This window comes from Litoribrevibacter albus (assembly GCF_030159995.1).
Taxonomy (GTDB): domain Bacteria; phylum Pseudomonadota; class Gammaproteobacteria; order Pseudomonadales; family Litoribrevibacteraceae; genus Litoribrevibacter; species Litoribrevibacter albus.
The window spans coordinates 114,873-126,713 of the sequence record NZ_BSNM01000016.1 but is presented as its reverse complement, the minus strand read 5'-3'; the positions used below and the strand labels follow the sequence as shown (position 1 = coordinate 126,713).

Genomic DNA, 11,841 nt, shown 5'->3' with positions numbered 1-11,841 from the left:
TTTTATTAACGATCAGTTAGCTGAATCATTATTTTGATTTGCTACTGTCGGATCTGTATGGTTTTGATACTCGTCTATTAGTGAAAAGTTGTCCCCATCGGCGTCAACAATATCTGCATTGTCCACCACTGGTGTGTCTCCACCGTCAGGCACTGAGTAGGTAAAGTCATTCGTAGTATTAAAGATATTCAAGTCGAACGTGCGTTTCCACCAATTAGGGATTTCGTTGTCTGACTCATTCAATCGATAGGCATGAACCTCATTAGAGTCATCTCTTGTGTAGATTAAGCCGACTTCATCTATTGCCTCCAGTGACTCAGGAATTGTTGTTATCCCGCCATTCACTGCAAATACAGTGAAGTTATCGAAGCTGGCTATATACGCAGATGACATATTGTTGTTGGTCTGAAGAGGGATGATGCGCCCGTTCGCCCCTTGGAAACCTGGGTCGTTATTTATTAATTGTGCCGAAAGCCCAAGCTCTCCACTAACCTTCGTATTGGTTGTATCTATCGTTAGTACATAATTATTGGTTAGTACTAATACGTGGCTGTCTTCGCTAATGGATTCCATTGATAAAAAGTCAGTCGGATAATCGCTTAAGTCAATTGTACTAATGAGTGTGTAACGCTCGACACCAGGGACAGCATAATTTCTATTGTGAGCAACAGCGTATACTTTATGGTCTGTCGAGGAATAACACTGAACAAGAATAAGATCTTTCTTTTGTAGGTTAATTCCGCAATTACTTTCAGCTTCGGCTATACCCATAAAGTCGGTGTCTAGCGTGATTTCTGTATCTTCAGGCTCATCGTCTACCACCTGTCCGTCTTCGTCAAAAGTCAGTTTCTGTAGAGGTTGTCCGTTCTCTTTGTTGTAAATAGCGAGTTGAATTTCATTGGTCAAATAACCATTGCCGCCTAGCTCGTCTCGAATCACTTGATAGATGTAAGAATGATCCTGATACAACTTAGACTTGTTTCGACGTGCTGTGACTATGTCATCTGATCCAGCTGTTTTATAGCTGACGGTCTTAAATACCGCAGGATGGAAGTTAATGGTTTTGTTTTTAGTTAAGTGATAACGCTTGGTTGTGTCAGACTCTTCATCCGGTTGATAGATAATAAAGTCTTTGAGGGTTTCCTTGTCTTTTGGAAAGTTAGGTAAGTTAAAGTTCGGTGTTCTTAGCCCGTTATTGATATTTACTGAAGAAAACGAATTGTTGGTTATCCAGATAGAGTATTCATTGAGCGATAATGCGTCTGGATCGGCTGAAACATTTGTTCCAGTCCAAATTTCTGACTGAGTGGCTACTTTCGTTGCCTTCATTGCACCCGATTGGGTGGTGTAGGCAATGCCGTTATGAGCAATTACCGAGCTATTTGCATCTGTTTCGCCTAGATTCATCACTTCAATTAATGAGGCATCTTGAGTTGCAAAGGCTCTAAACAGGTTTTTACCTGTATAGATATCGCGATAGCTCCAAGAATGAAGGGTATTAGCATCGGACGGTGATTTGGACTCTCCTTCATCAGGAAGGGTAGGAATCGTCCCATTAATAAACTCTTGAAGATTGGTGATGCCATCATTGTCTGAATCAGCGAATGCATTTTCACTTACTAATGGTTTTAGACCATACAGTGTCTCCCACTCGTCAGGCATTCCATCCGAGTCAGTATCTATAGAGTAGTCTTTGTGAAGAGGGAATAGGTCAGCGTTGTTACCTACACCATCATTATCAGAGTCGAGATACTCGGTAGGGTCCAAAATAAAGTAGTCTGTGTTATCACCAACACCGTCCCTGTCAAAATCTAACCACTCATAAGGGTAATTAGGGAAGGCGTCACCGTTATCACCAAACCCGTCCCCATCGGTATCTGTATGTTCATTTGCATCCGAGGGGAACTCATCGTCATGATCGAATACCCCATCTTTATCCGAATCGAGCCCTACATTAGGGTCGTTATCGTTTGGGTCCTCGTTGGCACCATAGCCGTCATTATCGGCATCTATCTGTTCTGAGGGATTTTTATCAAAGGCATCGTCATTATCACCAAATCCATCGCCAGCAATACAAACACCATCGCCATCAAGGTCTAAACAGATTTTAAAGCCGCCAACGCAATTCTCGTCTAATTTTTCTTTATTATCCTCTATAACTATATTTCCATTCTCATCTAGCTCCCTAGGACAGATGGAGGCAGCGCAACTTGTGGCATGATCTGATCCTAGAGCTAGACATTCGAGAAGCCTTGCTTTCTTGATTATAAAACTATCGGAAACACACTTGGGTGCTTTGCCTTCCTTGAAATCAGCTTTCGCTTGAGCAACTTCAGCGGCTGTACATAAGCCATCTTTATCTTCGTCCGCGTGTTCATTTGGGTTATTCGGGTATTTTTCACTTTTATCGTAATAACCATCTCCATCGGTATCGATGCCAATGTTTTTGTTCAGGTGAGGGTCAACAACCGTTGGGTCTCGTTCAGCCCAGAATTGAATTTCGGCATTATCACCGTATAAGTCGTTATCCGAATCTATATTGTCAAGCTTGTCAGTAGGGAAACGATCACTTCGGTCACCCCAGCCGTCACCGGCGATGCACTCGGATTTATCATCGGTTGAATCAAGATCAACACAAAGTCGGTATTTTCCGGTACAGTCGAGAGGGTTGCCATTCTCATCTAATGGGCAATAGCCCGTGTCAGCCGTTAAGTTGATGGTATAAAAGTCACTGATACATTTAGGTCGGTTGTTGGTCTCAAAATCAATTAATGCTTGCTCTAGCTCGCCATCCTCTTCGCTGCAAGTACCATCTCCGTCAGTATCTTGCGATTCTAATTGGTTCTCCGGATATGCATCGCTGCTGTCATGGGTGCCATCGCCATCAATATCTGAATACATTTCGGCTTTTTTAGGAGATTGATCAATTACATCAGGAACACCATCGCGGTCGGTATCCGTTTTTCCTAGTTTTTTCTTTAAGGTTGTTCCGAAATGAAATCTTGCTTCCTCAGCTGATGTGAGTGTCTCAATATTCGATGCAGACTGAACTCCTTGAACTTGGCTTAGGATGTTAATAACTTCATCCGACTTGCCAAATTCAATCAGGGTATTGTGAAAGTAAGGTGTAGCGATATTGTTTTGGGTGAATAAACTGTGGACGGAATTTGAAATTTGGATTCCGTTATCAGGGTTTTTATCTGAATCGAGGCTCATTAAAAAGCGAACCATGTTGATCGTACCACGGTCGCGTCTCTTTTCTCTTCGTTCTGTGAATTCAGCTAGCTCCTTGGCTTCTCTAGCTTCTCGCTCTTGATCTGTTTCTGGCTCCGGTTCAGGTTGCGGCTCTGCATCTGGGTCTTCTGGCGTCGTAGTGTCTGTTGTGGTTTCTTCAATGACATCCTGATAGACGCTATCAATGATTTCTATAGGTGTTACCGCTTGTCGAGCTGTTGTGGTGCCTAGGAGCATGTCGCCGATATAGAAGCTAATAGTTTCTCCTGGTTCATAGTCGAAGCGGCCTTTGCTATCTGTTTTTCCGGAAAAAGAGGGCGATACATATCTTAAACCCGACACTTCGCTGTCATAAAACGTACCCTTGAAAGTGTTGTCTGAGCTTCCACCTCCACCGCCGCCACCGCAGGCAGTCAGAATTGCAGAAAATAGAACAATGGAAGTGCGATAGACGAATTGCTTGGTCACGACTGGCATCCTGTTTTTATTATTTTTGTATGAATATGAACGAAAGATGTATCGATAAAATTAGATTGTTGCTTCGATAATAACACTGCGTCTAGAAAATGAAATTATAAGTTTTGTAAAAATGTGACGTGAGGTACGGTTTTGTTTGTTCAAAAAATCGACAAATTCAGACGAAAAGCTTGTTTTGACTGTGAAGACAGCTTTTCTTCGGACGCGCCCTTTGGCAAAATAGCTGCCCAATTAGTCAGGTGGTGGCATTAGCTTTGCTAGTCTATACCTATCTGGCAATACTTTTCTTTCATCGCCCATCGCATTAATTGGAGTTCTTCATGGCTGTTCATGAAATTAAGCATCCCCTTGTCCAACATAAATTATCCATTCTTCGTGAAAAAGAGATCAGCACTAAGCGTTTCCGTGAGTTAGCGGGAGAAATTGGTGCACTTTTAACCTATGAAGCAACGGCGAACTTTGAAACTGAATTGGTAACGGTGGATTGTTGGTCCGGACCTGCTGAAGTTGAAAAATTGAAGGGCAAGAAAGTAACTGTCGTACCTATTCTTCGTGCAGGCATCGGGATGTTGGATGGCGTCCTTGAGATGATGCCTAGTGCCAAGATTTCTGTGGTTGGCTTGTATCGTGATGAAGAAACCTTTGAACCTGTTTATTACTTTGAAAAACTGGTAAAAGACATCGATCAGCGTGTGGCGATGATTATTGATCCTATGTTGGCAACGGGTGGTTCATTCATTGCTACCGTAGATCTGCTTAAGAAAGCGGGTTGTACCAAAATCATGGGCTTGTTCCTTGTAGCTGCTCCGGAAGGTGTGGCTAAGGTGCAAGAAGCGCATCCTGATGTAGATTTGTATGTGGCATCAGTTGATAGTCACTTGAACGAGAACGCTTATATCATCCCTGGTTTGGGCGATGCCGGTGATAAAATCTTTGGTACTCGATAATCGATTCTAATAAGAACCAACGCTCTACTACCTGATACAAGGAAAACTGAATGAATAACATGAAAACCTGGCAGACTGCGCTGCTGGGCGGTCAGATGCTGTTTGTGGCATTTGGCGCCTTGGTGTTAGTGCCTATTTTAACGGGCTTGGATCCTGCTGTGGCATTATTTACGGCCGGGATCGGTACCCTGATTTTTCAGTTGGTGACGAAACGAGAAGTGCCGGTCTTTTTGGCGTCGTCTTTTGCGTTCATCGCACCGATTATTTATGGCACCCAAACATGGGGCATAGCTGCGACCATGTCAGGTCTGGCGGCCGCAGGTGTGTTGTACATGGTACTGAGTGCACTGATCGCGTGGCGTGGACAAGGATTTATTCATCGTTTATTACCGCCAGTTGTGGTTGGGCCTGTGATCATGGTGATTGGTCTTGGTTTGGCGCCAGTGGCTGTTCATATGGCGATGGGGCAAGCCGGTGATGGTTCGGCTCAGTTGGTTGATCAAACGGATGCGTTAGTTGTTGCGGCGATTTCATTGTTTGTCACTATCGGTGTGTCGGTGTTTGCGAAGGGCTTGTTCCGGTTATTGCCAATTTTGAGCGGAATCATTGCAGGATATGCAGCAGCAATTGCCTATGGCATGGTGGATTTCAAGGCGGTGAACGAAGCGGCTTGGTTTGTGATACCGAATTTTACTTTACCTGAGTGGAACTGGCAGGCGGTGCTGTATATCTTGCCAATCGCAATTGCGCCAGCGGTGGAGCATATTGGTGATGTGACGGCGATAAGTGCTGTAGCAAACAAAGACTTTTTGAAAAAGCCTGGTTTGCATCGCACTATGTTGGGTGATGGTCTGGCGACTTCCGCTGCGGCACTGGTGGGTGGTCCACCAAACACTACCTATTCCGAGGTATCTGGTGCGGTTGCGCTTACGAAAGCCTTTAACCCTGTGATCATGACTTGGGCGGCGGTGTTTGCCATCGTATTGTCCTTCTGCGGTAAGCTGGGTGCGATGTTATCGACCATTCCTGTGCCTGTGATGGGTGGTATCCTGATTTTGTTGTTCGGCACCATTGCTGCGATTGGGATGAATACACTGGTGAAAGCACAAGCGGATCTTACCGCGCCTCGTAACCTGGTGATTGTTGCGGTAACTCTGGTGTTTGGTATTGGTGGAATGGCGTTGCAAGTGGGTGATTTGATGCTGAAGGGGATCGGCCTTGCAGCGATTGCTGCAATTGTTCTGAACTTGGTTTTGCCGAAACATCTTGGTGAATAGCTAAGTAATCAGCAGTCCAATCCTGATTCAAAATAAAAAGCCGCGCTGGAGAGGTTTCTCCAGCGTGGCTTTTTTCGTTTCTGGGTAAGGGTTATCTTATCGTGCTGAGTTTACTTAGGCTTATGGTGTGTGTGCCAGTGTTCAGCAATATCAATTCTTCGGGTAACCCATACATCCTGATGAGACTGAACATAGTCCAGGAATCGCATTAAAGAGGCTGCACGACCAGGACGACCGACCAATCGACAATGTAGGCCAATGTTCATCATTTTCGGTGCGGTTTCTCCTTCAGCGTATAAAACATCAAAAGAGTCTTTTAAGTAACTAAAAAACTGATCGCCTGAGTTAAACCCTTGGTTGGTGGCAAAGCGCATGTCGTTTGTATCCAAGGTGTATGGAATGATCAGGTGATCTTTGTGTTCGTGCGACCAATAGGGTAGGTCATCGGCGTAAGCGTCTGAGTCATACATGAATCCACCGGCTTCAACGACTAAATCACGAGTGTTTGGGCTCATGCGTCCTGTGTACCAGCCTTGTGGACGTTGTCCGGTTACTTTTGTGTGGATATCGATAGCCTGTTGGATATGCTCGCGTTCTACTTCCTTGTCGATGTACTGATAATCGATCCATTTGAGGCCGTGTGATGCTATCTCCCAATCGGCTTCGTTCATTGCAGCTACAATATCCGGATTCTTCTCTAACGCGGTTGCCACACCATACACTGTTACCGGCATGTTACGTTCGGTGAACATGCGATGAAGGCGCCAGAAGCCAGCTCGGCTGCCATATTCGTAAATGGATTCCATATTCATATGGCGAACGCCTTCCAACGCTTGTGCTCCTACGATTTCTGACAGGAACGCTTCGGACGCTTTATCACCATGCAGGATGCAGTTCTCACCGCCTTCTTCATAGTTAATTACGAATTGGACTGCGATTCGGGCCTTATTTGGCCACTTTGGATCTGGGGTGTGCTGGCCGTAGCCAATCATATCTCTTGGGTAGGTCATCTATGAGTTCTCTGCTTACGTTTTAATGCTAATTATCGTAGATTTATCACAAATATGATGAATGGTATTGGATTTAAAAAGTTGACTCAATGGTTAATATTTTCTTTTTGAGAATTAACAGTGCTTTCCGATTGTTGGTATTTATGATGCTATTTCTCGGCTGCTATATTGAAGTGGTAGCTGACGAATTGTGTGCGCCATTGCCTGATGAGCTGTCCTTGCGTTACGGCAGTTATGAACAATTTCAGGCCAGGAATCAGCAGGGGCGCCAAATCTCATGGAGTCGTGTGGGGGCTTCAAATCAGCGTATTGTATTTTATGCACACGGGAATCCTGGCTCCCGATTTGAAGCACTATTTTTTCATGATTATGCGCTAAGCGCAGGCATTACTTTATATGTTCTAGAGCGTCCGGGGTTTGGTTGCTCGGATTATAAAGCGGAGTATTCACTGTCGGATTATGCGGAGGATACGAAGTGGCTTTACCAAAGGTTGGGGCTAAATCAGCCAGTATCTTTGATGGGGTGGTCCAGCGGAGGACCTCCGTCGCTGGCGGTTGCTTCTTATTATCCGGCGTTGGTTCGTCGAGTGGTGGTGGCATCGAGTTATTCCAATTTTGGAGAAATGCCAAGTGCTAAAGCGCTTATGAAGCAATACCATCGACCAGGACCGCTGCTGTCCGATAAAACGCCTCGATTATTTCACGGATTGATTTCTATGGTTGGCTGGGCCAGTCATAAACTGCCAAATGTCTATTTTAAGGTTACGGAACAAGAGGTGTCTCTCTCGGATAGAACTATTTTGGAGCAACCGGGTGTTAAGGCGTTGTTTCTATTAAATCAGGAAGAGGCGTTTGCCCAGGGGGCTCATGGGGCCATACAGGATCTTACAACGCAATGGCAGCCCTGGCCTTTTGGGTTACGAGATGTAAGCTCTCAGGTTTTGCTGGTGCAGGGGGGAGAGGATAAGCTCGTTCCTAAGGAGTTTGTGTTTCATATGGCTCAGGCTATACCTGGGGCTCAGCTGGAATTTTTATCCTCCGAGGGGCATTTGTACCCTTTGAGTAAGGAGTATCAGAAGGTACTATTGGGTTGGCTGATAGAAGACTAAAAGGTCTTGTTGGTAACACGATGATTACCAAACTCTTACAAAAATTGGTCGTTATTATGCGTGATATTTATTAACGTATGTCGAGTCAGAAATTTAACCAATTAGAAAAAATAGCAGTATGACAGAATCCTTTGCAATCACTGATCTATCCGAAGATAGCGGAAGTAGTAACCGTCGTAGAGATGCAAGAAGAATGGCGTTTTGGACTGTTAGCTTTCAGGATCTGTCCGGTAAGTGGTCACGAGCGAAGACTGATAATGTGTCGGCTGGTGGGCTTCAGATTATTGCTGATACTTCGTTTCCGAATGGTACAAAATTGTTCGTTCGAATGCCTTTGATCTATCGAGAGCATAAAAAGCAGATCGAGGCCATTGTCGAAGTGCGCTACGCCGTGGCGTCCAGTGTTGGTTTCAAGACGGGGTTGATGTTTACCCGTATTACAGATCCTGATCGTGAGTTTCTGCGAGCTTATTCAGAGAAGGAAATTTAAATCGCATTTTCTTAGGCTTAATAATCGGGCATAAAAAAGGCGGGATCAAAATTGATCCCGCCTTTTTTGTCTCTAGTACTTCTCTAAAGAAGAGTTAGTCTAGAGTTGGACCTGCATTAACGATCTCGTCAGAGACGTCGAACTTCTTGAAGTTCTCAACGAATTGACCAGCAAGGTTACGTGCAGTGTCTTGGTAAGCTGCGCTGTCAGCCCAACACTCAGCTGGGTTAAGAAGCTTGCTTTCTACGCCTGGAACTTCAGTTGGGATGTCCAGGTTGAAGATAGGTAGGCGAGTTGTCTCAGCGTTAGCAATAGCACCGCTTTGGATTGCAGCGATAATTGCACGAGTTGTTGGAATGCTGAAACGCTCACCGCCTTTACCGTAAGCACCACCAGTCCAACCAGTGTTTACTAAGTAAACTTTAGAGCCGAATGCGTCCATACGCTTCATTAGAAGCTCTGCGTATTCGCCTGCTGGACGTGGGAAGAACGGTGCACCGAAGCAAGTAGAGAAAGTCGATTTAAGACCAGCTTCAGAACCCATTTCGGTAGAACCAACCAATGCTGTGTAACCGCTTAGGAAGTGGTATGCCGCAGCTTCTTTGGTCAGGATAGAAACAGGAGGAAGAACACCTGTCATATCGCACGTTAGGAAAACGATTGCTTTTGGCTCACCTGCCAGGTTCTCTTCAACGCGCTTCTCAACGTGTTCTAGAGGGTAAGCACAACGAGAGTTCTCGGTTAGAGATACGTCGTTGTAGTCTGGTAGACGAGTATCGTTGTCGATCATTACGTTCTCAACGATCGCGCCGAAGCGGATTGCGTCCCAGATGATTGGTTCGTTCTTCTGGCTAAGATCGATACATTTCGCGTAACAACCACCTTCCAGGTTGAATACAGTACCTTCACCCCAACCGTGCTCGTCGTCACCGATTAGGTAACGCTCAGGGTCTGCAGAAAGGGTAGTTTTACCTGTGCCAGACAGACCGAAGAATAGGCAAGTGTCGCCGTCTTCGCCAACGTTTGCAGAACAGTGCATTGGTAGCACGTCTTTTTCAGGAAGAAGGAAGTTCTGTACAGAGAACATCGCTTTCTTCATCTCACCTGCGTAACGCATACCGGCAAGAAGAACTTTACGTGCTGCGAAGTTGATGATGACGCAGCCGTCGCTGTTAGTGCCGTCACGCTCAGGTACACACTCAAAACCAGCAACGTTAAGAATTTGCCATTCTTGTTTGTTTTTAGGGTTGTATTCGGTTGGACGAATGAACAGATTGCGACCGAACAAGTTCTGCCAAGCTGTTTGCGTAGTCATGCGAACAGGTAGGTAGTGCTCAGGATCCGCGCCAACGTGAACGTCAGAAACGAAAGAATCTTGCTCAGCTAGGTAAGCTTCAACACGCTCCCAAAGGGCATCGAACTTATCTGCGTCGAATGGGCGGTTGATGTTGCCCCAATCGATTGCGTCTGCAGTGCTTGGCTCTTGAACAATGAAACGATCCATTGGTGAGCGACCAGTACGCTTACCAGTTTCAACAACTAGAGAACCGTTAGCAGCTAGACGGCCTTCTCCGCGAGCAAGCGCTTCTTCTACCAGTATTGCAGATGATAGGTTGTAGTTAACCTTGTCACTTGTTGTGGTCATTCTGTTATTTCCCCGGATAAAATGAACAACTGCTCAAGAGCAGTGACCGAATAAACACCTTCTCGACTCGCTCAGCGAGTCGAGCATGATAAACTTTTAGGCGCGGCATTATGCCAGAAAATTATCGTTAACGCTAAAAAAAGTGTGTGTTAATGTGAATGATTCTTGAAAACGCAACAAATTCTTCACGTTAGCTCGTCTTAGTGAACAGAGCCATCTTGTGAATTTTGCCCTTCACCAGAGTGGGTGCCCTCAAACAGTGCGATAACGTCGACCTGATCGAAACGATAGGTTTCGTTGCAGAATTGACAGGTAACCTTGATCTCTGGTTCTTCCTCAAGAATGCTCAATAATTCCTCTTTTCCAACGGTTTTGATGGACTCGGCGGTACGCTCTCTTGAGCAAGTGCAATGGAATTCAATGTCTTCGATGTCGAATAACCGAATGTCTTCTTCATGGTAGAGACGATGTAATATCGTTTCATTATCGAGATTCAACAGTTCTTCGGCTTTGATGGTATCTGCCAGTGTTACCGCATGTTGCCATTGATTATCGCTTTCTTCTTTTTCGCTGTCGGTGGCATCTTGTTCGGTTGGGAGTTTTTGTAAAAACAGTCCGGCTGCTCGCTTTCTATCGGCTTGTAGCCAAATGCGTGTTGGTAACTGTTCTGACTGTTGGAAATAGTGCTCCAGACATTCTGCCAGAGAGTCACTGTCCATCGGTACAATGCCTTGATAACGGCTGCCCTTGGACGGCTGAATAGTGATGACTAAATGACCGGCACCAAATAACTCTTTGATGCTTGTGGTGGTTACGTCTCCATTGACCTGGGCAATGGCTCGGATTTGTTGCTTATGAGTACATTCTGCCATCAGGAGGCCAATGCCTTCTGCGCCGCGAGCCTGAAGAATCACAGAACCTTCAAATTTCAGGATTTGACTTAATAGGGACGCCGCAGCCATCCATTCGCCCAGCAGGATTTTAACGGAATCGGCGTAATCATGTTTGTTGATTACCGCCTGATAGGCTTCATCGAGACCAACCAATTCACCACGAATGTCGTGATGTTCAAACATAAAGCGTTGGATCTGATCTGAATTACTCATGAGTTAACGATACCTTTTTGCTATAAACCCAAAGGGTGGATGTTCTTGAAATGCTTTAAGTGTAGACGCTCGATCTATTCAAAAATGTCGGACTTTAGACGACTGATCTGTCGGCGTTCTTTCTTGTTCGGTTTGTGATCAATAATGAAGGCGGCTGCCCCCATGCTTTTGCGTAGAGCGGTTTCTTTCTCACGCTTTGCGATGCTCTCATCGGTTTCTTGATAGAGGGCTTGAGCCTCTGGTGCGCTCTTGCGCTTTTCCTCCAGAGCCAACACCTGTACGGTTTTCTCAGTGTGTCCCTGACGTAAGGTGATGAGCGCATCAACTTCGACAAAACGACTCGGTTTGGTTCTTTGTCCGTTGTAATGAACCTTTCCGCCCTCAATGAATTGTTTGGCTAAATTCCGTGTTTTGTAGAAACGTGCGGCCCAGAGCCATTTGTCCAAACGAACTTTATCAGAATTTTGAGGGGCGTTTTTTTCCATTAGCTGGCCTGAAGTTAGTGCTGCTGAACGGTGCTCTGGAATTTATCAGAACACCGTTCAT

Annotated in this window: 9 protein-coding genes; 4 read left to right on the top strand and 5 right to left on the bottom strand. The window is 45.3% G+C overall.

Annotated features, from left to right (window positions below; genetic code table 11):
- Window positions 1-12 precede the first annotated feature (12 nt).
- Window positions 13-3,702, bottom strand: coding sequence for a hypothetical protein (locus QQL66_RS15340; protein WP_284382577.1), 3,690 nt, complete (start codon window positions 3,700-3,702; stop codon window positions 13-15).
- A 329-nt stretch (window positions 3,703-4,031) separates the two neighbouring features.
- On the opposite strand from QQL66_RS15340, the gene upp reads away from it, so the two are divergent.
- Together upp and QQL66_RS15330 are read left to right on the top strand one after the other, a co-directional pair.
- Window positions 4,032-4,658: a uracil phosphoribosyltransferase gene (gene upp, locus QQL66_RS15335; RefSeq protein ID WP_284382576.1), complete on the top strand. Its 627-nt coding sequence runs from the start codon at window positions 4,032-4,034 to the stop codon at window positions 4,656-4,658.
- A 50-nt stretch (window positions 4,659-4,708) separates the two neighbouring features.
- Complete coding sequence (locus QQL66_RS15330) at window positions 4,709-5,935, top strand: uracil-xanthine permease family protein (protein WP_284382575.1); 1,227 nt, start codon at window positions 4,709-4,711, stop codon at window positions 5,933-5,935.
- A gap of 110 nt (window positions 5,936-6,045) precedes the next feature.
- Here QQL66_RS15330 and puuE read toward each other — a convergent pair whose 3' ends face one another.
- Window positions 6,046-6,945, bottom strand: coding sequence for an allantoinase PuuE (gene puuE / locus QQL66_RS15325; RefSeq protein ID WP_284382573.1), 900 nt, complete (start codon window positions 6,943-6,945; stop codon window positions 6,046-6,048).
- Window positions 6,946-7,088: 143 nt separating this feature from the next.
- Here puuE and QQL66_RS15320 point away from each other — a divergent pair, with 143 nt between their 5' ends.
- Entirely contained in the window at window positions 7,089-8,054 is a 966-nt protein-coding gene (locus tag QQL66_RS15320; RefSeq protein WP_284382572.1) for an alpha/beta fold hydrolase, read from the top strand.
- A 118-nt stretch (window positions 8,055-8,172) separates the two neighbouring features.
- Window positions 8,173-8,544 (top strand): PilZ domain-containing protein, encoded by a 372-nt coding sequence (locus QQL66_RS15315; protein WP_284382571.1) that lies wholly within the window; start codon window positions 8,173-8,175, stop codon window positions 8,542-8,544.
- 94 nt (window positions 8,545-8,638) lie between these two features.
- Here QQL66_RS15315 and QQL66_RS15310 read toward each other — a convergent pair whose 3' ends face one another.
- The 3 genes from QQL66_RS15310 to hslR form a co-directional block, all read right to left on the bottom strand.
- Complete coding sequence (locus QQL66_RS15310) at window positions 8,639-10,189, bottom strand: phosphoenolpyruvate carboxykinase (protein ID WP_284382570.1); 1,551 nt, start codon at window positions 10,187-10,189, stop codon at window positions 8,639-8,641.
- A 200-nt stretch (window positions 10,190-10,389) separates the two neighbouring features.
- On the bottom strand, window positions 10,390-11,295 hold the full coding sequence (gene hslO / locus QQL66_RS15305) for an Hsp33 family molecular chaperone HslO (RefSeq protein WP_284382568.1): 906 nt from the start codon (window positions 11,293-11,295) through the stop codon (window positions 10,390-10,392).
- Between the two features lie 74 nt (window positions 11,296-11,369).
- Entirely contained in the window at window positions 11,370-11,780 is a 411-nt protein-coding gene (hslR, locus tag QQL66_RS15300; protein WP_284382567.1) for a ribosome-associated heat shock protein Hsp15, read from the bottom strand.
- Window positions 11,781-11,841 lie beyond the last annotated feature (61 nt).

What these genes read in the sequence shown, in the direction of transcription:
- upp (WP_284382576.1), top strand. Translation starts at nt 4,032, where the DNA reads ATGGCTGTTCATGAAATTAAGCATCCCCTTGTCCAACATAAATTATCC.
- QQL66_RS15330 (WP_284382575.1), top strand. Translation starts at nt 4,709, where the DNA reads ATGAATAACATGAAAACCTGGCAGACTGCGCTGCTGGGCGGTCAGATG.
- puuE (WP_284382573.1), bottom strand. Translation starts at nt 6,945, where the DNA reads ATGACCTACCCAAGAGATATGATTGGCTACGGCCAGCACACCCCAGAT.
- QQL66_RS15320 (WP_284382572.1), top strand. Translation starts at nt 7,089, where the DNA reads ATGATGCTATTTCTCGGCTGCTATATTGAAGTGGTAGCTGACGAATTG.
- QQL66_RS15315 (WP_284382571.1), top strand. Translation starts at nt 8,173, where the DNA reads ATGACAGAATCCTTTGCAATCACTGATCTATCCGAAGATAGCGGAAGT.
- QQL66_RS15310 (WP_284382570.1), bottom strand. Translation starts at nt 10,189, where the DNA reads ATGACCACAACAAGTGACAAGGTTAACTACAACCTATCATCTGCAATA.
- hslO (WP_284382568.1), bottom strand. Translation starts at nt 11,295, where the DNA reads ATGAGTAATTCAGATCAGATCCAACGCTTTATGTTTGAACATCACGAC.
- hslR (WP_284382567.1), bottom strand. Translation starts at nt 11,780, where the DNA reads ATGGAAAAAAACGCCCCTCAAAATTCTGATAAAGTTCGTTTGGACAAA.